Raw genomic sequence first — 25,324 nt, 5'->3', positions numbered from 1 at the left:
GAGGATGTTACCGTTATTACAAAGAAAAAATAAGGTGGCTTAATTTATAATTGTTAAGCCACCTGCATTTTAGGTTGAAATAATTTTGGGGGAATTTTGTGTGTTATTCAGGAACAATTTGCAACCAGGTTTTTGGTTTCAATATAAACTGGTTGTTAAGTAGCTTATCCCATGCCGCTTTTTTGGATGACATATCGTCGAATACCTCTCGTTGCGTATCGACTAATTTCCATGTGTTATCCACGGACTGCCAAATAGTACATTCATAATCAAGGGACTCGGGAATGGAGTAGCACATCACCACTTCGTTTGTTCCATCGTGGTTTGCATCGGCCATAAATCCAAGACATTCATAATTGCTGTAATAATTGGTGCAATTCCATGCGTCGCGGATCCCGTCTTCCATATCAAACCAGTTTTGTGGCAATGGTTGGCTGCCTTTGGCGATGATGAGCACATCTTTAAGCGGTTTAGGGACATCAGAGTAAGCGCCAACTTTGAGCTGTGCTTTCGTTTCAGGATCTTGCTCCAATTTTGCTAACGCTTCTTTTCCCCGCACTCCTAACTTCTCTAAGTCATAAGACAAATCGTAGTTAATTTTAATTTTGCCTTTCTCAACGGCCGCCATAATGCTGTTGACCGCAATACGTTGGAAATCACCAATAGGGCTGTTAATAACTAAGATAGTGGCGATTAAACCAAGAATAGCGACCTTATTGATAGCGCCGAGGGAGAATGCCCAGCGGTGTCGCTTTATAATGATTGCGATACTATAAGCTAAAATAATCAGGGCTAAGAATAGTGCAATAGTAAATGCATATAGCCTACTTACACTCCAGCTATATTGGCTAACACGAACGAAAATACCGTACAGAGAAAGTGCAGAAAATGCATTTAATAGAACGATGCTGATTAATACAAAGCCATTGATAATCGATTTAAATTGGAATTGTGTTGTGCCATCGCCATAAAGGGCATTAATAAAGATAATATTTAAAATCACAAAGCAGAGCATGGTGCCAGAACCCAGCTCTGAAGCTGTGTAATGCACACCAGTTAATATGGAAACCGCCAATCCGGCTAAGAAAATTACGGCGATTAAACTGAGTAAAGGCAGGAAAAACTGCGAGAAATATTTGGCGATGTTGTTCAGTTGCATCACCAATTTAGAACGCAAAAAGAGCAAGCTGGTATTAAAACCAACTAAAAAGGCCACCCAAAGGACAATGTAGTGACCAAGAAATTGGCTGAGTGTTGAAAGATTGACAATGCCGAATAAAAAGCTGGCTTGTTTGACTATCAGGGCTAATAAGCCCCCAATGGCACAGGCGAAAAGACCAAATAAGGTGTTGCGGAAATAGTGCCCAACTAAGCAGCTGTAATTAGCTTTCCAAGTTCCTGTAGCCTGACGGTTTTGCATCCAAGGTAATATAAAAAAAATCAGGACAGTGAGCGTTGTAATCGAGAGGAATGCGTCATTGTTATCAGAAGTACCAATATCAAGGCTTTGCCAAGTATTGATCCAAAAAACAAGCACAACCGTTAGGATAATATTGAGATAAAACACGGCTTGCTTGGCATTGGTAATAAGAAAGCTGATAACCGAAGGAACAAAAATAGCCAATATCATGGGTAAATAAGCCCATGTAGGGCTTAATGGGATTTCTATGGAATAATCAAGCGTGGCGGTGATGACAATTCCTTGAATAACCGATAGCAAGATAACAATAAAATATGCCAGCTTATTAATGGGCTCTTTTTGCGTTTGAGGCTCCATGTCACTTCCTTATTTGAATGAACAAGATAATTAAATGAGTATAGGCATGGGATAAAAAGAGCAAAATAAACTTGCTCCTAATTCAGGAGGGAATAGCGCTTTATTTTTGAAACAGGAATAAATAAAAAGCCCCATTCTATTTCGCTGCGAACTTAATGAACGACAACGTAAAAATGAGGCTTCAAGGAATTTCAGATTAGCGATTTTTAGATTAAAAAACTATTTCTTGCCTGCTAACCCGTCTAGGTAACGCTCGGCATCTAATGCTGCCATGCAGCCAGTGCCGGCTGAGGTAATTGCTTGGCGGTAGATGTGATCCATCACATCGCCAGCCGCAAAGATCCCTTCAACAGATGTTTGAGTAGCGTTACCGTTGGTTCCGGATTGCACTTTAATATAGCCATTATTTAAGGCTAACTGACCGTCGAAAATCGCGGTATTAGGACTGTGACCGATAGCGATAAAGGCGCCCATGACAGCGACATCTTCGGTTTTATCGGTTTTGGTGCAACGTAAACGAACGCCTGTCACGCCCATATCATCGCCCAGAACTTCGTCTAATGTGTTGTCGGTATGTAGAACGATGTTCCCATTTTCAACTTTATCCATCAGGCGATTAACCAGAATTTTCTCTGCTCTAAAGCTATCGCGACGGTGAATCAAATGTACTTCAGACGCGATGTTAGAAAGATACAGCGCTTCTTCAACGGCAGTATTACCACCACCGACGACCGCAACTTTTTGGTTGCGATAGAAGAAACCGTCACACGTTGCACAAGCAGAAACACCGCGACCTTTAAAGGCTTCTTCTGATGGTAGGCCGATGTAACGAGCGGATGCGCCTGTCGCAATGATCAATGCGTCACAAGTATATTCTGTATCATCACCAAACAGGCGGAAAGGGCGCTGCTGAAAATCCACTTTTGTAATATGGTCGTTGATGATTTCAGTTTCGAATTTTTCTGCATGGGCATGCATGCGTTCCATGAGTCCCGGGCCTGTTAAGCCTTCAGGATCACCCGGCCAGTTTTCAACTTCCGTGGTTGTGGTTAATTGGCCGCCTTTTTCCACCCCAGTAATCAGTGCAGGGTGTAAATTTGCGCGAGCTGCGTAAACGGCTGCGGTATAACCTGCAGGGCCTGAACCTAAAATGATTAACTTGCGATGTGTGGTTGTGCTCATGAATTCCTCTTTTTAGTCTCAAAAAAGCATAAGGACGATTGTAGGAGAAATAGGGGGGTAACAAAAGTGATTTAACCATTCATTGATGTGGAGGGAACAAATTTTTCTGATAGGCAATACCAATTAAGAGTTAAAAAATGAAAGGGAAAGTGCTTTAATCACGAAACGGTAATTTTAGGAATTATCTTGAATTGCGTCTGCGAAACGTTTTACTGAAAAAAAAACCGAAATCTTGTACTGATTTTTATTCATTTACTTTGACAATCGGCTGCGCATTTGCGAAAACATCTATCTAAGAGTTAATTATCTAGCAGGTCAATGGAAATGGCGCATTTTTGTTCTTACTGGAAAATTAACTTTACGTCACACATTCTGGCAATGTCGCGACGATTGTAAGCCGCTCCAAAGGTAAATATGTTTCGGTTTACGAGAACTTCAGTTATTACGAATAGAATAGGTTCCACGCCCGCTAGTCCGCTTAGGAAGACTGACGAATAGATGGTACCGTTTTATAAGATGTAGAAAATAACAATTAAAGAAAGAGAGATAAGAGATGATTGACAATAAAAAGCGTCCTGGCAAAGACCTTGACCGTATTGACAGGAATATACTGAACGAATTGCAAAAAGACGGGCGTATCTCTAACGTTGAGCTATCTAAGCGTGTTGGTTTATCTCCAACGCCATGTTTAGAGCGTGTTCGTCGTCTTGAAAGACAGGGTTTCATTTCTGGCTATACCGCACTGTTAAATCCACACTATTTAGATGCATCGCTGCTGGTTTTCGTGGAAATTACCTTAAACCGTGGAGCACCAGATGTATTCGAACAATTCAACACAGCAGTTCAAAAACTTGAAGAAATTCAAGAATGTCATCTCGTTTCCGGTGACTTTGACTATTTGTTGAAAACGCGTGTGCCAGATATGTCCGCATATCGTAAACTGCTAGGTGAAACTTTATTACGCCTTCCGGGTGTAAACGATACTCGTACCTACGTAGTTATGGAAGAAGTGAAACAAAGTAACCGTTTAGTGATTAAAACTCGCTAATTGTACTTTGAGTTCATCATTCCTGCACAGCAATCTGCATTGTTGTCGCACTGCTGTTTCAACGCTGGGTTTACTCAGCGTTGTTCCGTTTTTAAGCACTATAATTTTTCTCTTTAATTCTCCCAATGGTTCTTTTTCGAACATTCTCTCGTCACTGCCCGCGATAGACTCAAAATTAGTCAGAAATTTTCATTTCAATTTATTGATTTTAAAGCTATAAACAATTAAGAATTTTGACCTTAAATAGAGTTTGAAACCCTATTCGTAAGATGAAATACTGAGTCTTATGGTCTCTATGGTGTGATAATTTGTCTTAATCCCCTTAAAGCAGGCGCGTTTAGAGGATTAGTGTTAGAATAATCATAGGATAATCACGTATTAAGCAAGAACATCAGTCAGTAAAGAAACAATAATGAGCCAAGAATATACCGAAGATAAGTACATCAAATTTAAAAAGCTCAGTAGCGGCAGACGGCTATTAGAGGTGATTTTGTTGGCAATCTGCCTCTGTGCGATTTTTCTTATGGTCGCGCTATGGAGCTTTAATCCTTCCGATCCAAGTTGGTCACAAACTAACTGGGACGCCCCCGTTAAAAACTTAGGGGGAAGTATTGGCTCATGGAGTGCGGATATCCTATTTTCCGCATTTGGTATTCTCGCGTTTGCGATCCCGCCATTATTGTTACTCGGGTGTTGGGCAATTTATCACTATGAGAGCCAGCGGCGTTATATTGACTTTTTCTCGCTCTCTCTACGTCTCATTGGCGGTTTAGCGCTGATCCTTTCATCTTGTGGTTTGGCCGCACTCAACTTTGATGATTTACCTAACTTCGCTTCTGGTGGGGTCATTGGTAGTGTATTCAGTAATGCAATTATGCCGTGGTTTAATTCATTGGGTGCAACCTTGGCGCTGTTGTTCCTCTGGGCAATCAGTTTTACCCTCTTCACGGGTTGGTCTTGGCTGACTATTGCAGAAAAAATAGGGGCAGGGATATTGCTTCCGATCACCTTGCTAACAAACCGCGCCCGTGGTGATGAGCTTGATGACTACGATTATGATGTTGAAGAGACCGAAGAAGCGCTGCAGCGTGCTCAAATCGCTGAGCATCAAGCAAATGATGAAAGCCAACAATTTGATGCGGATGATGTACTGTTTTCCGCGCCAACAGTCTCTGAGCTCGTTTCTGAAGATGTACAGCCTGCGGTTGAACCACAGGTTATGGCTGATCCTCTGTTAGCTTCTGAAGCGCAACCTGTTATTGAGCCAGTCCAGCCAAGAGCTTCTTTGGCAGAGCAGCCCACTTTTATTGCTCAACCAACGGAAAATACAGTTTTACCGACATTTTCCGCGACAGAAGAGCCTTCCGCAACTAAAGAGCAGCAAACTTACCATTTTGAAGTGCCTGATGATTATCAGCCTCAAGTGGCACCAACGCAGGCATTTTCTCCTGCACCTGTTATACCTCAAGAACCGACATTTACACCTGAGCCCGTTTTTGCTCCAGAACCTGTTTTTGAGTCCAAACCGGCAGCTCCAACATTTACATCGTCACAGTTTGCGCCTGTAGAGCCAACCATTGATATGGGAAGCCCTGACGTGAGTGAATCATCGGTAACCAGCCGTGTCGCCGACCCTGCGGCACTAGCCGCTGCGGGCATTTCAATAGCAGCGATGGAACGCCACGCGCAAGTGAAAAAGAATCTGGAGCCAGAATTACCTCGTCCAAATCCGGTTCGCTTGCCGACTCGCCGTGAGCTGTATGGTATTCGTATTCCATCTCAGCGTGATGCGGAGCTTCAGCGTCGTCAAGAAGAGGCATCTCAGCGTGAACAGGCTTATCAGCAATGGTCGGCTACTGAAGAACCTGAAAATGAAGTGAAAACTGACGATGAGTTAGAGCAAGAAAGATTACTGCGCGTTCAATTCTTAGAGCAGCAACGTCAACGCTACGGTGAGCCAGAAACAGATATGCAGGAGTTTGACGCTGCATTCCAAGTTAACCAGCCTGCCGTTGATTCTGTTCAAGATTCTGGTGTTGCACCAGAGCCAGAAACTCCGCAGGATTATATGCCTGCGAGTACGTTTACTCAGCCAGAAATTGAACATCGTTGGGCTTCTGCTCCTGCATTTACGCCAGCTTTTGAACCTACAAAACAAATAGAACCAACTTCATCTTCAGATATCCATCGCTTTACTGCCCATGCCGATGATGAGCATGAGCTGGATAATGATGCGGATGATTTTGAACCTAAAATTGATTTAAGTACGCCATTATCGGCATTTGAGCATTTCTCGCCGGTAGATGATTTAGTTGATGATGAGCCAGCAGCGCCACTGTTTATGCCGTCATTTACCGAACCGCCAGTGCAAGCTCATTCGATAACGCAAGAACAGCCGATAGCGCCAGCACATAATGGAAATGAATTTGTTACTCATTCTGCGGGGCAGCCTCAAACTGCAGCACAGCAGCCACAGCAGCCACAGCAGCCACAGCAGGATAGCTTATTCCACCCATTCTTAGTGCGTAACGACCAACCGTTACCAAAACCGACGACGCCAATGCCATCTCTTGACCTGCTGGCGAGTCCACCGGAACAAGAAGAGCCAGTGGATATGTTCAAATTAGAGCAAACCGCAAGGCTAATTGAAGCACGTTTGAATGATTATCGAGTTAAGGCTGAAGTTGTTGGCTTCTCTCCGGGGCCGGTGATTACTCGCTTTGAGTTGGATCTTGCGCCGGGAGTTAAAGCGGCTCGAATTTCCACATTATCCCGAGATCTTGCGCGTTCATTGTCGACTACGGCGGTTCGTGTTGTTGAGGTGATCCCAGGTAAACCGTATGTTGGTCTAGAATTACCTAACGAAAAACGTCAAACCGTTTACTTGAGTGAAGTTTTAGATTGTGATGATTTTAGAAAAAATCCATCGCCATTGACGATAGTGTTAGGGAAAGATATTGAAGGTGAGCCTGTTGTTGCCGACTTGGCAAAAATGCCGCACTTACTAGTGGCGGGTACAACGGGATCCGGTAAATCGGTTGGGGTCAACGCGATGATCCTCAGTATCTTATATAAAGCGAAACCTGAAGATGTTCGCTTTATTATGATTGACCCGAAAATGCTGGAACTTTCTATCTATGAAGGGATCCCGCATCTGTTAACTGAAGTTGTCACCGACATGAAAGACGCGGCGAATGCGCTGCGTTGGTGTGTCAATGAAATGGAACGCCGTTATAAACTGATGTCAGCTTTAGGTGTACGTAATCTCGCGGGTTACAACGATAAGATTAAAGCGGCAGCGGATATGAATCGCCCAATCCCAGACCCATTCTGGAAGCCGGGTGACAGTATGGATATGGAACATCCAATGCTGAAAAAAGAACCTTATATCGTGGTGATGGTGGACGAATTTGCGGACTTAATGATGACCGCAGGGAAGAAAGTGGAAGAGTTGATTGCTCGTTTAGCACAAAAAGCGCGTGCAGCGGGTATCCACCTCGTTTTAGCTACCCAGCGCCCATCCGTTGACATCATCACCGGGTTAATTAAAGCCAATATTCCAACGCGTATCGCCTTTACGGTATCGAGTAAAATTGACTCACGTACTATTCTTGACCAAGGTGGTGCGGAATCACTATTGGGTATGGGGGATATGCTGTATCTGCCACCAAACTCATCCATTCCTGTTCGTGTTCATGGTGCATTTGTCCGTGACCAAGAAGTTCACGCAGTTGTGAATGATTGGAAAGCGCGTGGAAAACCGCAATATATTGATAGCATCACAACGTGTAGCGATGATAGTGAAGGTGGCGGAAGTTCAGATAATGGTGATGAAGATCTTGACCCGTTATTTGACCAAGCTGTCGAATTTGTTGTTGAAAAACAAAGGGTATCTATCTCCGGTGTACAACGTCAATTCCGTATCGGTTACAACCGTGCAGCTCGGATTGTTGAGCAAATGGAAGACCAAGGAATTGTCAGTGAACCAGGGCATAACGGTAACCGAGAAGTATTAGCGCCACCATCAATGGGATATTAATATTTCATGTGCTAATTGCTGGTTTAATTCAAGGGGTGTATAAAGACATACGCCCTTTGTGGTATTAATTTTAAGGTCTTTTCTCGATGAAAAAAATGATGTTGTTAGGTGCATTAGCCCTGAGTTTAAACGTAGGTCAAGTATTGGCAGATGCGAGTCAAGACCTTCAAGATCGTCTGAGTAAAGTGAATAGCTTCCAAGCGAACTTTTCTCAGAAAGTGACTAGTCCAGAAGGTGATCTTATCCAAGAGGGCGTTGGTGACTTGTGGATTGAACGCCCTAACTTATTTAACTGGAATATGACTTCGCCGGATGAAAGTGTTCTGGTATCAGATGGTAAAAATCTGTGGTTTTACAACCCTTTTGTTGAGCAAGTGACGGTGACAAATTTAGCCGATGCTACCCAAGATACGCCATTCCTGTTATTAACGCGCAATAACCCGAAGGATTGGAAGCAGTATTCTATTGTCCAACAAGGCAATACGTTTGATCTGAAACCAAAACAATCTAACGGTACATTAAAAAGCTTCTCTATTACGGTTAACCCACAAGGGACGATTGAGAAGTTTGCTGCGGTTGAACAAGACGGACAAACCAGCGCGTACCAATTAAAACAGCAGAAAAATGGCCCAGTAGATCCAAGTAAATTCAAATTTACGGTACCAAAAGGGGTCACATTGGATGACCAGCGTTCTCGCGCTCACTAATATCTAGGGGGTAAAGAGGGTCTCGTGGGTAACTTATCTCTCGATTTTTCACAAAATGAATTCCAACCTCTGGCTGCGCGTATGCGGCCGGAAACCCTTGAACAATATATCGGTCAAACGCATTTACTTGCCGAAGGTAAGCCATTACCTCGTGCGATTAAGGCGGGTCATTTACATTCAATGATCTTGTGGGGACCTCCGGGAACGGGGAAAACTACCTTGGCTGAAATTATTGGTCACTACGCACAAGCGGATATCGAGCGTATTTCTGCGGTAACTTCGGGGATCAAAGAGATCCGCGAATCTATCGAAAAAGCGCGCCAAAATCGCAGTGCGGGGCGAAGAACCATTTTGTTTGTGGATGAAGTTCACCGCTTTAATAAAAGTCAGCAAGACGCTTTTTTACCTCATATTGAAGACGGTACCATCACTTTTATTGGTGCGACTACCGAAAATCCTTCATTCGAACTCAACTCGGCACTGCTTTCTCGCGCAAGAGTTTATCTATTAAAATCCTTGGACAGCAGCGAAATTGAAAAAGTGTTATTACAAGCGCTGGGAGATAGTGTTCGAGGATTGGGTGGGCAAAATATCGTTCTCCCAGATAGCACCCGAAAATTAATTGCCGACTTGGTTAATGGGGATGCAAGGCGTTCATTAAATCTGTTGGAAATGATGTCGGATATGGCTGAAGCGGATAGTCAAGGTCAGCGAGTTCTAACCGCAGAGTTACTCAAAGAAGTGAGTGGCGAGCGTGCGGCGCGTTTCGATAATAAAGGTGACCGTTACTATGATTTGATTTCTGCACTGCATAAATCAGTTCGTGGTTCAGCCCCTGATGCTGCGCTTTATTGGTATGCGCGAATTATTACTGCGGGTGGAGATCCTTTGTATGTAGCTCGTCGTTTATTAGCGATTGCCTCTGAAGATGTCGGAAATGCTGATCCTCGAGCCATGCAAGTGGCGATTTCAGCGTGGGATTGCTTTACTCGTGTAGGGCCAGCTGAAGGGGAGCGAGCGATTGCTCAAGCTATTGTTTATCTTGCGTGTGCTCCGAAAAGTAATGCTGTGTATACCGCCTATAAAGCGGCTATCAAAGATGCTCAAATGCAGCCAGATTATGATGTGCCTGAACATTTAAGAAATGCCCCTACCAAATTAATGAAAGAGTTAGGCGTCGGTAAAGAGTATCGTTATGCTCACGACGAACCTAATGCTTACGCGGCAGGTGAAAACTATTTCCCAGAGCCGATGAAAGCGACGCAATATTATTATCCCACCGCGCGCGGGTTAGAAGGCAAAATTGCTGAAAAACTCGACTGGTTAGCCCAACAAGATCAAATTAGCACAACAAAACGCTATCGCTAATCGGGTCAATGCGGTAAGGTTATAACGCAATAAAATAATCTAAATATAACGCCGGAGCGCGTTATATTCGCTTTCACAATTGACTAACAAAATCACAGGACTAGCATGCTCGATCCAAATTTACTGCGTACGGAGCTAGACGCGGTTGCTACAAAACTGGCTCGCAGGGGTTTTACCCTTGATGTGGAAAAGCTGCGTGAATTAGAAGAACGCCGCAAAGTTTTACAAGTTGAAACTGAAACCCTGCAAGCAGACCGTAACTCGCGATCGAAAACAATTGGTGCAGCGAAAGCACGTGGTGAAGACATTGAGCCATTACGTCTGGAAGTGAACCAATTAGGCGAAAAATTGGATGCTGCTAAAGCAGAGTTAGACAAACTGCAACAAGAAATCCGTGATATTGCATTAAGTATCCCGAATATGCCTGATGATGAAGTGCCTGACGGTAAAGATGACTCTGAAAACTTAGAAGTCTCTCGTTGGGGAACACCTCGCCAATATGATTTTGAAGTTAAAGATCATGTTAGCCTTGGTGAACTGGCTGGTGGTTTAGATTTTCCAGCGGCGGTGAAATTGACAGGTGCTCGTTTTGTTGTGATGAAAGGTCAAATCGCGCGTATGCACCGTGCATTAGCGCAATTTATGCTGGATTTACACACTGAACAGCACGGCTATCAAGAGCTGTATGTTCCTTATTTAGTCAACCATGACACGCTGTATGGTACTGGTCAGCTGCCGAAATTTGGTGAGGATTTATTCCACACTAAACCGTTGGAAGAAGAAGCGGATAGCAGCACTTATGCATTGATCCCAACAGCAGAAGTGCCAGTAACTAACTTAGTACGTGATGAAATTTTAGATGAAGATTCACTTCCTCTGAAAATGACGGCTCATACACCATGTTTCCGTTCAGAAGCGGGCTCTTATGGTCGTGATACTCGTGGCCTTATCCGTATGCACCAATTTGATAAAGTTGAATTAGTGCAAATAGTGCATCCAGAAAAATCAATGGCGGCACTGGAAGAGTTAACCGGTCACGCGGAAAAAGTTCTGCAATTACTGGAACTGCCATACCGTAAAGTTCTGCTGTGTACTGGGGATATCGGCTTCGGTTCACGCAAGACTTACGATTTAGAAGTTTGGCTGCCGGCACAAAATACATACCGTGAGATTTCTTCTTGCTCAAACATGTGGGACTTCCAAGCTCGCCGTATGCAAGCGCGTTTCCGTGGTAAGAGCGACAAGAAAACCCAACTGGTTCATACATTGAATGGTTCTGGTTTAGCTGTTGGCCGTACTCTGGTTGCTGTGTTAGAAAACTACCAGCAAGCAGATGGCCGTATTGAAGTTCCAGCAGTATTACGTCCGTATATGAATGGTTTAGAATATATCGGTTAATTGATATATTTGACGTTGAAGGCTGAGCTTGGTTTTAGACTGAGCTCAGCCTTTTTTATGAGCTCAACGGTATTGGCTATAATACAAATATTTGGAGCCAAATTTTCAAAGAAAAAATGGCTCCAAATCTGTCTTACTTACATAATCAATGAACTGGTCTGTGACTGTTTAGTATCGGTAAAAAAGATACTGCGGTACGTACTGTAGTAAGTTGCGTACATAATTGGCATTGAGATAAATAATCCTAAGCCGAATGGAATAATAGAAACAAACATGAGCACCATGGCAATCAGGAAGAATAAGAAACCGGGTAATAGGTTTTTCTTCACTGCTTGTAAGCTGGCGGAGATAGAGGTGCCAATTTTGAAATCATGATTCATGATAAGCGCAGGGGCAAACCACGTTAGTGCTGTGCCAAATAAGCTGGCTAATGCCATAACAATGCCCGCAAACACAAATGTTCCCGTTGATGCAAATAAGGCTGCATCTGAAATACCATCATATTGGTCAGCTTGCATCACTAAGCTAAAAATGGCCGAGCCAGCAATCAGAAATGCAATTAACATTCCGACCATATTGGCAGCAAAGTTTATGGCGCCGATGGCAAATAGTTCACCAAATTTCTTTTGGAATCCTGAGAAAAGTAAGCCGATATCCGCTTCACCAGTTTTGCGTTGATTTTCACAAATCGCAATGATCCCCCCGACGAAAACTGGGGTAACAAAACTTACAAACATACTGACAAGTGGCAGAAAAGCCATGGCAAAGATAATCAGGAAAAAGACAACGTTAATCAGGATCCACATGCCTAATTTTTCTTTGACTAGCGCCCACGCTTGGCTTATCCATTCAACGCCTTCTCCAGCTTGAACAGCGCGAGGTTCAGGTGTAAATACAAAACTATCGACGAGCTCTTGAGGTGATTGTGTTTCAGGTGCTGGCGTTACAGGTGATATGTCGTTATCGACATGATCGTGTTCATTATTCATGGTAAATGACCTATTCGTAGTGATGAATCAGCAATGTTTATTATAGTGTTATGCTGCTATTGATTTATAAATTAAATTTAACTTGAGGATTATGCCTAAGAACTCAACATTATCAAAGCAGAGTAATCTGGTTGCGCGAGAGTAGGTAGGATTATGAAAGCTGGTAGGATGGTGTTGAAGAATAGATAATAAAGAGGCTCCCCGAAGGAAGCCTCACTTTAAATTAGTACATAACTTTTTTGCCGTAGCTTTCGAGGATGTTTTTTACTCTTTCCATTACCTCTTTTGACGGTGGTCTCACACCATCAAGTTTGTACTCTTCACCCATGGTTTCCCATTTGTGTTTACCCAGCTCATGGTAAGGGAGCAGCTCAATTTTTTCGATATTATCCATATCTTTGACAAACTCACCGAGCATATGGACTGAGTGGTCATCGTCACTCCAGCCTGGAACGACGACATAGCGGATCCAAGTCTTTTGATTACGCTTAGCGAGGTAGCGAGCAAATTCTAAGGTGCGATGATTGGAAACGCCCACGAGTTTTTGGTGGATCTCATCATCAAGCTGTTTTAAGTCAAGCATGACAAGATCAGTGACTTCCATCAGCTCATCAATGACTGGATCATAGCGACGAACAAACCCGTTAGTGTCTAAACAGGTATGGATGTTTTCTTTCTTACAAGCGCGGAACCAATCACGAACAAAATCAGCCTGTAAAATAGCTTCACCGCCGGATGCGGTTACGCCACCGCCCGTTGCATTCATAAAGTGGCGATAAGTGACGGCTTCTTTCATTAGCTCATCAACGGTGACCATGTTACCGGTATGGGTATCCCACGTATCACGGTTATGGCAATACAGGCAGCGCATTAGGCAGCCTTGGAAGAAGACAATAAAGCGGATCCCTGGCCCATCGACGGTACCACAGGATTCGAAGGAGTGAATTCGTCCAAACATCGCAGGTGGCGAAGTGGTTGAAATTTCAGTCGTTGGAATAGTCTTTTGCGTTGTTGACATAGCAGGAACTCACAGAATGTAGAATTATAATTTGTTATCTTTGACTAAGATAGAAAGGCCCCAATGGGAGGGGCCTTTTATTTATTTTACGTTATAGAATCTTAGCAAAGTCTTACAGAGTACTGGTGAAAGTACGAGTAATAACGTCTTGCTGCTGTTCTTTAGTCAGAGAGTTAAAGCGTACTGCGTATCCTGATACACGGATAGTCAGCTGCGGATATTTCTCTGGATTTTCCATCGCGTCTAACAGCATTTCGCGGTTCATGACGTTCACGTTTAAGTGTTGACCACCTTCGATAGAGGATTCATGGTGGAAGTAACCATCCATCAGACCCGCTAAGTTAGTTTTACGCACTTCGTCGTCTTTACCTAATGCATTTGGAACGATAGAGAAGGTATAAGAAATACCATCTTTCGCGTAAGCAAACGGCAGTTTAGCCACTGAAGTCAGTGATGCAACCGCACCTTTTTGGTCACGACCGTGCATTGGGTTAGCACCTGGTCCGAATGGTGCACCTGCACGACGACCATCTGGGGTGTTACCTGTTTTCTTACCATACACAACGTTAGAAGTGATGGTCAGAACTGACTGAGTTGGTACCGCGTTACGGTAAGTAGGCAGTTTCTGGATTTTCTTCATGAAACGTTCTACTAAGTCACAAGCGATGTCATCAACACGTGGGTCGTTGTTACCGAATTGTGGGTATTCACCTTCGATTTCGAAGTCGATAGCAATACCATCTTCGTCACGAATTGGTTTAACTTTGGCGTATTTGATTGCAGACAGTGAGTCAGCTGCAACAGACAGACCTGCAATACCACATGCCATTGTACGGTAAACATCACGGTCATGAAGTGCCATCAGTGCTGCTTCATAGCTGTATTTATCGTGCATGAAGTGGATGCAGTTCAGCGCAGTGACATACTGAGTTGCTAACCAATCCATGAAGTGGTCCATTTTGTCCATCACGGTATCGAAATCAAGAACTTCGTCCATGATTGGAGCATGTTTAGGACCGACTTGCATTTTCAGTTTTTCGTCCACACCACCGTTGATGGTGTACAGCATAGTTTTCGCTAAGTTTGCACGAGCACCGAAGAACTGCATTTGTTTACCAACAATCATTGGGCTCACGCAACATGCGATTGCGTAGTCATCATTGTTGAAGTCAGGGCGCATTAAGTCATCGTTTTCATATTGTACAGATGAAGTATCGATAGACACTTTTGCTGCGAACTTTTTGAAGTTCATTGGCAGTTTTTCTGACCACAGGATAGTCATGTTAGGCTCTGGAGATGGGCCCATGGTATACAGTGTGTTCAGGAAACGGAAGGTGTTTTTAGTCACCATAGTACGGCCATCAAGACCCATACCAGCCAGTGATTCTGTTGCCCAGATTGGGTCACCAGAGAACAGCTCATCGTATTCAGGAGTACGTAAGAAACGAACCATACGCAGTTTCATGACTAAGTGGTCAATCAGTTCTTGCGCTTGTTCTTCTGTGATTTTACCTGCTTCTAAGTCACGTTGGATGTACACGTCTAAGAACGTAGATACACGACCAAATGACATTGCTGCACCGTTTTGAGATTTAACAGCGGCTAAGTAACCGAAGTAAGTCCATTGAACTGCTTCTTGTGCGTTAGTTGCAGGACCAGAGATGTCGTAGCCATATTTAGCAGCCATCTCTTTGATTTGACCCAGTGCACGGTGCTGTTCAGCAATTTCTTCGCGCAGTTGGATAGTCATTTGCAGGTCTTCACCTTTCTCTAATCTTTCTTGCAGAGAGGTGAATTGGTTGAACTTGTCTTTCATCAGGAAATCAATACCGTACAGCGCAACGCGACGGTAGTCACCGATGATACGACCACGACCATAAGCATCTGGTAAACCAGTTAAGATACCTGATTTACGGCATTTTAAGATGTCTGGAGTATAAACATCGAAAACACCTTGGTTATGGGTTTTACGATAGTCAGTGAAGATTTTTTTCAGGCTAGGATCTAAAGTACGATCGTAAGCTTTACATGAACCTTCAACCATTTTGATACCACCGAACGGGATAAGACCACGTTTCAGAGGTGCGTCAGTTTGTAAACCAACGACAGTTTCTAAGTCTTTGCTAATGTAACCAGCATCATGGGAAGTGATTGTTGAAGCAACGTCTGTATCAAAATCAACTGGCGCGTGAGTGCGGTTTTCGATTTTGATCCCTTCCATGACTTTTTCCCACAGCTTATCAGTCGCTGGAGTAGAGCCTGCTAAGAAAGATTCATCACCTTCATACGGAGTATAGTTTTTCTGAATAAAGTCACGGACGTTGACGTTATTCTGCCAGTCACCTTGGCTAAAACCTTGCCATGCTAAAGCGAATTTTTCATTTAATTCGGACATGATACTTTTACCTTTTAACAATGGATCTTTGAGGGATCTTAATAAATCTTTGTGTACTTGTAATAACGATCGTATTAGCCAATTTCGATTAATGTTTTTCGCTATTACGTAGATGCATTAACCAGTAAATCAGGCCGACTAACACCGCGCCGCCAATAATATTTCCGATAGTTACTGGTATTAAATTTTCGGTAATAAAGTTTCCAACGGTTAAGTTAGAAAATTGTTCTGGTGCCATGTTGATATTTGACCAAAATTCAACAGGGGCAAATTCTTTAATCATGATAGCGAGAGGGATCATAAACATATTTGCAATACTATGCTCAAAGCCACTTGCGACAAACATTGCGATTGGTAGAACTAATACTACCAGTTTGTCAGTTAGGCTACGACCGGCATAGCTCATCCAAACTGCTAAACAAACCATTAAGTTAGCTAAAATACCTAAAAAGACGGCTTCAACAAAAGTATGGTGTAATTTGTAGTTAGCTGTTTGGAGAACGTTTAATCCCCATTGTCCATTCGCCGCAGCATATTGGCCTGCAAACCAAATAATAGCGACAAAAAACAGTGCGCCAATTAAGTTGCCAATATAAACGTTGAACCAATTGAGGAACATTTTTCCCCAAGTAATTTTGCCTGTTGCTTTAGATACGATGGTCAGAACAGTGGATGTAAATAAATCAGCACCGCATACAACAACTAACATGAGTCCAAGGGAGAAGCAGATACCGCCAATCAGTTTAGTAAAACCGTAAGGAGCACTTGCTGCACCTGTTGTTGCAGTAATATAGAAAACGAAAGCGATAGAGATAAAGATACCAGCAGTGAATGCTGACAAGTAGGTAATAGCTGGGTGTTTGTTCGTTTTATAAACACCTACATCATCAGCAACTTGCGCCATGACAGCAGGGGATAATAAATTAAAAGGGTTGTCAGCTTTCATACTAACACTCTCTTACAAAGTTGATTAATTATAGCACGCAATTATAGTAACAAACGGGTGTGACGATAAATTTGATGTGGATCATGAAGTGTTGAGAGAACGGGGTTAAAATAGCGCAAAAAACGTCAAAACTCAACATAACAGTTTGATTTTAATGTAAAAAATATTTTTTAAATTTTATAAAAAAATTTTATAAAACGACTCAAAACGGTCTCGATAAGTAAAATGTTACAGATGATTGTTAATGAATCTCGATAATTATTATGTGATTGAAATTAAATATTGCTTAAGTAAAGATAAAAGCCCAGAGGCTTTTATCTCAAATCACCTTAAACCCCCACCAAACCTATGGATTTAGTGGCGGGCTTTCTTAATTAAGCATTAGCACGCTTCGCTTTTTGCAGCTTTTCGTAAGCAGCTAAAAGCCCTTGATGAGCTGGTAATGCTTTGAGCTCTTCATCAATTGACCATAATCCGTAGAAGCTTGATTCGCCAGCAATTGCAGCCGACGCTGCATCTACTGCCTCTTGCCCATACATACGAACAAATGCTTGATAATACTGAGCAGGCTCTCTCTCTTCTTCTTGGGAAAGCAGCAGTAGAGTGTGCAAGCAGCGGTAGTAGTTAGCGCGTTCTGGCGTGAAGACAGAACTGTTGAAGTCTTGTGTCCATTCAACCCAAGCCAGTGCTTGTTCAAGATCGCCACCCGCTAAGGCTAACATTGATTTCAATTCGCCAATGCGCAGATTGCTCCAGCCGTTATCTTTACCAACAGCCAAACCTAACAGCTCGCGCACACGGGTAAAGTCATCTAATCCGTCGTCATCTAACTGTTCAATGAGAGCAAGATAATCTTCTTTTTCCCACTGACTATCAGGGAGGGACATAATGGTATCTCGCAGGTAAGCGCCCATCGCATTGTTGGCAATATGCAAATCTTCCACAGGATAGATATCTGACATACCTGGCACTAAGATACGGCAAGCATACACACCTAAATGGCTGTAATCTGCGATATAGACTTCTGCGTCAAGTTTGTTGAAGATTGCCATTAACGTTGCAAATTCTTCTGTCGTGGTGCCTTTAAAGCTCCAATCCGCAAATGGATAATCCGCATCGTCTTTAAACATATCCCAGCTGATTAAACCGCTCGAATCGATAAAGTGGGTTTCTAAGTTTGTGTGCTCACCGACTTCTTCATCGTCAAAAGTTGGGGCGTTAAACACGTCCAAATCTTTCAGTCCACGACCTTGCAGTAATTCAGTGACTGTACGCTCTAAGGCAACACCAAAATCAGGGTGCGCGCCGAAAGAAGCAAAACACGTTCCGTTCTGTGGGTTAAACAGCACAACACAGATAACTGGGAATTGACCACCCAAAGAGGCGTCGTAACAGAAGATAGGGAAGCCTTCGTTTTCCAGTGTTTCAATCGCGGCGACTACACCAGGATAGCGAGCCATCACATTGGCAGGGATCGTTGGTAAACTAATGCTTTCGGCAATAATTTTGTTTTTTACAAAGCGTTCGAATACTTCGGATAATCCTTGCACACGGGCTTCGTTTGCCGTGTTTCCGGCTGACATCCCATTAGACACATATAAGTTACCGACGATATTCATTGGAATATAGACGGTGCTGTTATCAGATTGACGTGTAAATGGCAGGGCACAAATACCGCGCTCTTCATTACCTGATTGCAGGTCAATCAGTTGGCTGCCTGCGAGTGCATTGTCGGGATCATAAAAAGCAATCAAACGCTCATCTAGCAAACCGGCTGGCAGGCTATCATCTTCAGTTAACGGGAACCATTTCTCATTAGGGTAATGAACGAAATCCCCTTCAGCGATGGATTTACCTAAATAGAAATCCGCGAAGAAATAGTTGGTGGATAAACGCTCAAAATATTCACCGAGAGCAGAGGCTAAAGCCGCTTTTTTACTTGCGCCTTTACCGTTGGTAAAGCACAGCGGGCACTCTTTGTCACGAATATGAACGGACCAAACATTTGGAACCGGATTCAGCCAAGAGGCTTCTTCGATATCGAATCCTAAATTTTTCAGTTTGGTTTGGAATGCATCAATGGAGTCTTCGAGTGCGGCATCTTTGCCGGGAATAAATGTTTGGCTCATTGTCAGTCACTTGTAAATGGCTTGTTTCAGATAGCGGCTATGATACGGACTTTTTGCCTAGGGCTCACGCTTTTTATGTTGAGCTCACGCTTTTTATTCAAGACAGAAAAATAGCGAAAAATTAAAATTTACTAAAATGACAAAGTCGATCACAAAACTCTCAGATTAAATCCACATAATAACGTGAGTTTATTTTTAATAATATGCTCGTTAATTTTAGTTAAAGGAAAATAGGATGAAAAACCGAAATAAAGCGCTGTTAGCCACACTGGTTTCACTGTTTGCCGCATCAGCGTTCGCACAACCGAATATTACGGTGTTGGCAACGGGCGGAACCATTGCGGGCGGTGGAGAATCAGCAACAGGTTCAAGCTACCAAGCAGGGAAAGTAGGAATTGACTCTTTACTTAATGCAGTACCAGAGACTAAAAAAATTGCTAACCTGAGTGGTGAGCAGTTGGTGAATATCGGTTCTCAAGATATGAATGACCAAGTTTGGTTAACTCTCGCCAAAAAAATCAATCAAGATTGTAATAAAACCGATGGTTTTGTGATCACTCATGGTACTGACACCATGGAGGAAACAGCCTTTTTCCTTGATTTAACCACGGCCTGTAAAAAGCCAATTGTGATGGTGGGGGCAATGCGTCCTTCCACGGCTTTGGGCGCTGATGGACCATTGAACTTATATAATGCCGTTGTATTAGCATCTGATAAATCTGCAGGAGAGCGTGGCGTGCTGATGGCTATGAATGACAAAGTGATCCAAGGTCGCAATGTTATGAAAATGAGCACAACAGAAGTTCAAGCCTTTGATGCCGTGAATGCGGGGGCAGAAGGTTATATTCATGATGGTAAAGTGACTTACTATAAAGCACCGGAGCCTCGTGGTGATAAACCTGTTTTTGATGTCAGTAAGTTAGATAAATTACCAGAAGTGGGTATTGTCTATAACTATGCGAATGCATCTTCAGCACCAGTGAAAGCACTGCGCGAAGAAGGCGTTAAAGGTATTGTGAGTGCCGGTGTTGGTAACGGGAATATGTATAAAACTATTTTTGATGCATTAGCTAATGCAGCGAAAGAGGATGTTGTCGTGGTACGTTCCAGCCGCGTACCGACAGGCTATACAACGCGAAATGCGGAAGTGAATGATAATGAATATGGGTTTGTAGCATCTGAAAGATTGAACCCACAAAAATCTCGTGTATTACTGCAATTAGCATTGACACAAACGAAAGACCCGAAAAAAATCCAAGAGATGTTTGAACAATATTAATATTTAATAATAGGCGACAGAAATGTCGCCTTTATTCTATTTTTATTACGTATAAAACGTGTTCTTTTGGTGATAAGCGAATTTATATAATCAAAATTACTTGACAATAAACACCTATAAATAAGGTAATAAAGTTATTATCGAGCAATTCAATATCATTTATTTAACAAATTTAATTACAGAGCACCCGCTTCAGATGTGTGTGGTTCTGAATTTTCTTGTTTGGTTTTTTCTTTAAATACCGCTACGTTTCCCGTCGATTTCGTTGCAGATTTAACCTCAGCATGACCAGAAAATATTCCGCCTTTTTTAATGGATAAACTGGAATAGCGGATGATGCCATAAATTTCACCATTGGTATCAATGCTAATAGTTTCGGTGATGCATTCACCTTCCACTTTGCCATTTACCCATAGCTCATTACTGGTTATATTGCCGGTAACATGTCCATTTTGCATGATTTTGACGGTGTTGTTTTTACCGGTAATATTGCCAATCACAGTACCATAAATATGCACTTGTTCATTGGAAGTAATATTGCCCTCAAACACGACATCTTTGGCAATAATGGTATTGGTTTTTTCTTCGCTAACGACTGCTGTAGATGTTTGCATTTTTTCCTCAGCAATTTGTTGAGTGATTTCTTCTTTATTGATAGTGGGAGTGGGCTCTGGTTTGTTTTGTTTTTTATTGAACATGTGACTAACCTTTTTGTAATTGAAGTATAGAACCAAACAAATGATTGAAGATATAAAGGCAACGGATGCCACAAAGGTATATCTAAAAAACCACGCTATCAAAGTAAGAAACCAGAAGAAAAAACTTATGTTCAAAAACAGATATGTTTTTTTCATCCTTTAATCTCTTACGCATAAATTTGATCATGAGTATAAATTAAAATAACACATGGCAAATTAAAGAATAGAGGATAATTTTAGTTTTATCTGAAGAAATAAAGCTATGTATTTTAAAAAAATAGTCGCTAATTTTCAGTTAAAGAGCAAAATAGGGGAATGTTAAGAATATATAAATAAAAATACCCACTAATAAACATTAAGTGGGTATCATCAATACGAAATCACTGATTAATTAAATCGCCTCATTTTTAATGAGACGATTTATGAATGTGATTATTTAGCTTCGTGGACGCTTTCATTTTCACGACAGTCACCTTCAGCACAGTGGCCATATAGATATAAACTGTGGTTAGACAGTTTAATGCCGTGGCGCTTGGCGATGTCATGCTGACGTTCTTCGATTGATTCGTCAGTAAATTCGATAACTTTGCCACAATCTAAACAAATTAAGTGGTCATGGTGATGCTGCTGAGTCAATTCAAATACGGATTTTCCACCTTCGAAATTGTGACGAGTCACAATACCTGCATCATCAAATTGGTTTAATACGCGGTAGACAGTGGCTAACCCGATTTCTTCACCAATATCAATCAGCTTTTTGTAGAGATCTTCCGCACTGACGTGATGGCACTCAGGCTCCTGAAGTACTTCCAAAATCTTCAATCTTGGAAGAGTGACTTTGAGTCCTGCATTTTTCAATGCTTTATTATTGTCTGTCATGCGGGCTTGTCCTGTATTTTAAATCATAAATTTAACAATAATGAGACGTTTTTAACAAAAATCCAGTTGTCTTCTAAACTGATTTACAATTATAGGCATGGAAAATAAAAATAGAAACCATGCATTGTCTCATTATTTTGATTCGTTCTTAAAAGCGAGTCCATTAGATGGAAGGAATAATCCATCATATCGAATGGCACCCGCTTTTAATTGACAATCTATGTCATTATTAGCCAAGGATTTCAGCCAGAGACATCTCTTCAGAGATCTGTTTAACCCAAGCGTCAACACGCTCTTCGGTCAGTTCTGGTTGACGATCTTCATCGATAGCAAGGCCGATAAAGTGATTATCGTCTGCCATACCTTTAGAGACTTCAAAGTGGTAGCCTTCAGTTGGCCAATGGCCCACGATCACTGCACCACGTGGCTCAATGATGTCACGGATAGTTCCCATCGCATCACAGAAATACTCTGCGTAGTCTTCTTGGTCTCCACAACCAAACAGTGCGACAAGCTTGCCGTCAAAATCAATTTCTTCTAATGTTGGGAAAAAGTCATCCCAATCACACTGAGCTTCACCGTAGTACCACGTAGGGATGCCAAGAAGTAGGATATCAAATGCTTCGATATCTTCTTTGCTGCATTTAGCAATATCGTGAACTTCTGCAACATCTTTGCCTAATCTTTCTTGGATCATTTTGGCAATATTTTCTGTGTTACCTGTGTCACTTCCGAAGAAAATGCCTATAACTGCCATAAAGTGATTAACCTCTTGTTTTTCTAGTAGAGAGTATAAATTACCGATTCTGCTAGAACTAAAATATAGAACGAAAATAGGTAAAATTTTGCGCCTTATTTTGGCGAAAAAAACAGTGTTAGTCTGTCAAATTTGTGTGATTTACCCAGATACGGCTAGCGATCAATTGTCTCACTAACCTGCTCAAGTTGAGCCATCAAAATTTCTTCAATTAGCTCACTTCGGCTTATGTTTTTCTCTTCAGCTAATTGGTTTAAGACCGCGACAGCGTCTTCATTTAATTTCAGCTCAACTCGACGTAGCCCTTTGACTTTGTCTCGTTTTAGCTGATTTCGCTTATTGATTCGTAATTGTTCATCCCGCGACAACGGGCTAGTTTTTGGTCGCCCAGGCCTGCGTTCTTCTGCGAACAAATCCAGTGTGGTGCGGTCAGTTTGTTCTTTTGCCATATCTACTATTGCTAACGGAAGGGGTGTGCCAGTAATTCAGCGGGCAATGATACCCTAGCTGAACCCCTAGTACCATAGGTGCATACCCCGCTAATTCATCTAATAGATTAAAAAAAAAGCACTTTTAAGAAAAAAGCATCACCCAAAGAGTAAGTGATGCTTTTTTATTCAGGTTAACGAGTCTGTTGTTGCCATAAATTGGCATAAAGACCATTCAGTTTTAGAAGGTTCTGATGAGTTTGCGCTTCGGCGACTTCACCATTTCGTATCACGTAAATTTTATCGGCGTTCATAATGGTATTGAGGCGATGGGCAATGCTAATCACCGTTCTGCCTTGTGTGATCAACGGCATATTTTTCATGATGGCGGATTCCGATTCGTAATCCAGCGCAGAGGTGGCCTCATCGAGAATTAAAATATCAGGTTCAGTAATTAAAGCTCGAGCAAGCGCAATACGTTGACGTTGACCGCCAGAGAGATTTAACCCTTTTTCAGATAAATGATAATTAAAGTTTTCAGGCAAAGACATAATAAACTCATAGGCTCCAGCCAATTTTGCAGCATGGACTAATTGTTCTTCACTCGCTTGTGGGTAACTTAATCGGATATTTTCTGCAATTGTTCCGACAAAAAGAGTACTTTCTTGAAGGACGACACTCATTCGGCGGCGTAACGCGACGGTATCTGTCACCGCTAGATCCATTCCATCCACAATAACTTGCCCATGTTGAGGGATATATAGCCGCTGTAACAATTTGGTGAGGGTACTTTTTCCTGATCCTGATGGCCCTGTGATACCAATAAATTCTCCGGCTTTGATGGATAAAGTCAGGTTACTTAGCACTTCAGGAGTTTCTGGTTGATAGCGAAAACGGATATTTTGAAACTCAATTTCCCCTTGAATGGTGCTTGAGCTAGCAATGCCTTGGCGTTCATTTTCTATAGGTTTATCAAGAATATCGCCAACGCGACGTAGAGAAATGATGGTATGTTGGAAGTCTTGCCAAATTTGAGCAAAGCGTAGAATAGGCTGAGTAACGTGGGCGCTTAACATATTGAAAGCGACAAGTTCTCCAGGAGTGATATTTCCTTCCAAGACTTCATTAACACCAAGCCAAAGTAGAACAGCGGTAGTGACTTTACTGACTAACGTCATTAACTGTGTTGCCACCACACTACGCATGGAAACTTTGAAGCCTTGACTCAATTGTTGACTGAGTAATTTTTGCCAGCGTTGGAAAAAGTATTTTTCAGTGGCTGTCGTTTTTACAGTTTCGATACCGGTTATTGATTCAGTTAAAAATGTGAGTCCGTTTTCATCAGCTTGGTAGGATTTTTCCGTCTGCTGGCGGATGATTGGACCTAAAATCATCCACAGAACGAAAAAGACTCCCATAGACCCTACCAGCGTCCATGTCATTAGGCTGCTATATGAAAATAAGACGGCGATAAAGAGGATCACAAAGATAAAGTCAATAAACAGCATCAGTGTTGAGCCAGTCAAAAACTGGCGAATATGAGCTAATTCACGGACTCGTGCAATGATTTTCCCTGTGGGCCTTAATTTAAAGTAATTAAGCGGCAGTGCCATTAAATGGCGATAAATTTTACCTGATAGCTCCGAGCCAATTTGTGTGCTGGTATGACTGAAAATTTTATCACGAATAAAACTGTAAACAGGTTCTGCAATAGCAATAGCTAGTATTCCCAAGGCAATAACATGTAAATTATGCAAGCTGCGCCCGACAAGTACTTTATCGATTAAGTTTTGAAATAGTAGGGGGCTTACGAGAGCAAAAAATTGCACAATTGCAGCAAGAATAAAGACGTTTTTGAGTTTTAAACGTTGGCGAATAATGGATGGAATAAACCAACTGATACCAAATGCTCTTTTTTGTTCTTTCTCCAACTGCTCTTTAATTAAAATGACGGAGTAATTGTATTCGGGGGATTCATTCCATGGTTCCTCATCGCCTTCTTTTGGTGAGAGCACGGTGAGCGGTGAGTTTTGGGTGATAATATGCCAGCGTTGATTAATCAACACCAAAGCAGGTAATGGGATATCCTGCATCTGTTGTCGAGTGAGAGAAATGAGCTCTGTTTCATAACCAATAATCTGTGCACATTGCCTGATTTCAAAATCTGTGGGGGAATCATTCTGCATACCAATGGCATGCATTAATTGTCCTTGAGTGACATTTTTTTGAAAATGATTAGCAATCCATATTAAGGCTTCCAAGCCATTGTTATTTTGCTGTTCCATCG

18 protein-coding genes are annotated in these 25,324 nt (G+C 42.2%); 6 read left to right on the top strand and 12 right to left on the bottom strand.

Features of this window, described 5'->3' with window-relative positions; genetic code table 11:
• Nucleotides 1-103: 103 nt before the first annotated feature.
• Nucleotides 104-1,777 (bottom strand): DUF7057 domain-containing protein, encoded by a 1,674-nt coding sequence (locus tag GKR74_RS15645; protein ID WP_154604269.1) that lies wholly within the window; start codon nt 1,775-1,777, stop codon nt 104-106.
• A 219-nt stretch (nt 1,778-1,996) separates the two neighbouring features.
• Entirely contained in the window at nt 1,997-2,959 is a 963-nt protein-coding gene (gene trxB / locus GKR74_RS15640; RefSeq protein ID WP_154604268.1) for a thioredoxin-disulfide reductase, read from the bottom strand.
• A gap of 553 nt (nt 2,960-3,512) precedes the next feature.
• On the opposite strand from trxB, the gene lrp reads away from it, so the two are divergent.
• From lrp to serS, 5 genes are all read left to right on the top strand, one after another.
• A complete protein-coding gene (gene lrp, locus GKR74_RS15635) occupies nt 3,513-4,007 on the top strand; it encodes a leucine-responsive transcriptional regulator Lrp (protein ID WP_004918089.1) in 495 nt (164 codons plus the stop codon).
• Between the two features lie 412 nt (nt 4,008-4,419).
• A complete protein-coding gene (locus tag GKR74_RS15630) occupies nt 4,420-8,046 on the top strand; it encodes a DNA translocase FtsK 4TM domain-containing protein (protein WP_154604267.1) in 3,627 nt (1,208 codons plus the stop codon).
• 86 nt (nt 8,047-8,132) lie between these two features.
• On the top strand, nt 8,133-8,753 hold the full coding sequence (gene lolA / locus GKR74_RS15625; protein ID WP_154604266.1) for an outer membrane lipoprotein chaperone LolA: 621 nt from the start codon (nt 8,133-8,135) through the stop codon (nt 8,751-8,753).
• 24 nt (nt 8,754-8,777) lie between these two features.
• A complete protein-coding gene (locus tag GKR74_RS15620) occupies nt 8,778-10,121 on the top strand; it encodes a replication-associated recombination protein A (RefSeq protein WP_181478275.1) in 1,344 nt (447 codons plus the stop codon).
• A gap of 105 nt (nt 10,122-10,226) precedes the next feature.
• A complete protein-coding gene (gene serS, locus GKR74_RS15615; RefSeq protein WP_154604265.1) occupies nt 10,227-11,519 on the top strand; it encodes a serine--tRNA ligase in 1,293 nt (430 codons plus the stop codon).
• A 137-nt stretch (nt 11,520-11,656) separates the two neighbouring features.
• Here the strand turns inward: serS and GKR74_RS15610 are convergent, their stop codons facing one another.
• From GKR74_RS15610 to ycaO, 5 genes are all read right to left on the bottom strand, one after another.
• Complete coding sequence (locus tag GKR74_RS15610; RefSeq protein ID WP_154604264.1) at nt 11,657-12,508, bottom strand: BPSS1780 family membrane protein; 852 nt, start codon at nt 12,506-12,508, stop codon at nt 11,657-11,659.
• A gap of 223 nt (nt 12,509-12,731) precedes the next feature.
• The gene (gene pflA / locus GKR74_RS15605) at nt 12,732-13,466 is read right to left on the bottom strand and encodes a pyruvate formate lyase 1-activating protein (RefSeq protein WP_154604448.1); all 735 of its coding nucleotides are present in this window, start codon (nt 13,464-13,466) and stop codon (nt 12,732-12,734) included.
• Between the two features lie 172 nt (nt 13,467-13,638).
• Nucleotides 13,639-15,921 carry a formate C-acetyltransferase gene (pflB, locus tag GKR74_RS15600; protein WP_154604263.1) on the bottom strand — a complete coding sequence of 761 codons (2,283 nt, stop codon included), beginning with the start codon at nt 15,919-15,921 and terminating at the stop codon, nt 13,639-13,641.
• Nucleotides 15,922-16,009: 88 nt separating this feature from the next.
• Nucleotides 16,010-16,867, bottom strand: coding sequence for a formate transporter FocA (focA, locus tag GKR74_RS15595; protein WP_154604262.1), 858 nt, complete (start codon nt 16,865-16,867; stop codon nt 16,010-16,012).
• A 374-nt stretch (nt 16,868-17,241) separates the two neighbouring features.
• On the bottom strand, nt 17,242-18,996 hold the full coding sequence (gene ycaO / locus GKR74_RS15590) for a 30S ribosomal protein S12 methylthiotransferase accessory factor YcaO (protein ID WP_154604261.1): 1,755 nt from the start codon (nt 18,994-18,996) through the stop codon (nt 17,242-17,244).
• A gap of 235 nt (nt 18,997-19,231) precedes the next feature.
• Between ycaO and ansB the strand changes: the two genes are divergently transcribed.
• The gene (ansB, locus tag GKR74_RS15585) at nt 19,232-20,275 is read left to right on the top strand and encodes an L-asparaginase 2 (protein ID WP_154604260.1); all 1,044 of its coding nucleotides are present in this window, start codon (nt 19,232-19,234) and stop codon (nt 20,273-20,275) included.
• A gap of 176 nt (nt 20,276-20,451) precedes the next feature.
• On the opposite strand, the gene GKR74_RS15580 is transcribed toward ansB, so the two are convergent.
• The 5 genes from GKR74_RS15580 to GKR74_RS15560 form a co-directional block, all read right to left on the bottom strand.
• On the bottom strand, nt 20,452-20,973 hold the full coding sequence (locus GKR74_RS15580) for a bactofilin family protein (protein ID WP_230089171.1): 522 nt from the start codon (nt 20,971-20,973) through the stop codon (nt 20,452-20,454).
• A gap of 432 nt (nt 20,974-21,405) precedes the next feature.
• On the bottom strand, nt 21,406-21,852 hold the full coding sequence (fur, locus tag GKR74_RS15575) for a ferric iron uptake transcriptional regulator (RefSeq protein WP_154604258.1): 447 nt from the start codon (nt 21,850-21,852) through the stop codon (nt 21,406-21,408).
• A 229-nt stretch (nt 21,853-22,081) separates the two neighbouring features.
• Entirely contained in the window at nt 22,082-22,609 is a 528-nt protein-coding gene (gene fldA, locus GKR74_RS15570) for a flavodoxin FldA (protein WP_036951795.1), read from the bottom strand.
• A 155-nt stretch (nt 22,610-22,764) separates the two neighbouring features.
• The gene (ybfE, locus tag GKR74_RS15565; RefSeq protein WP_036951793.1) at nt 22,765-23,058 is read right to left on the bottom strand and encodes a LexA regulated protein; all 294 of its coding nucleotides are present in this window, start codon (nt 23,056-23,058) and stop codon (nt 22,765-22,767) included.
• 173 nt (nt 23,059-23,231) lie between these two features.
• Nucleotides 23,232-25,322, bottom strand: a complete 2,091-nt coding sequence (locus GKR74_RS15560; RefSeq protein WP_154604257.1) for a type I secretion system permease/ATPase — start codon at nt 25,320-25,322, stop codon at nt 23,232-23,234.
• Between the last annotated feature and the right edge of the window lie 2 nt (nt 25,323-25,324).

The sequence above is a fragment of the Providencia sp. wls1914 genome (assembly GCF_009706645.1).
GTDB lineage: Bacteria > Pseudomonadota > Gammaproteobacteria > Enterobacterales > Enterobacteriaceae > Providencia > Providencia zhijiangensis.
The sequence above is the reverse complement of the archived record's forward strand: the minus strand, read 5'-3'. Positions and strand labels throughout refer to the sequence as shown.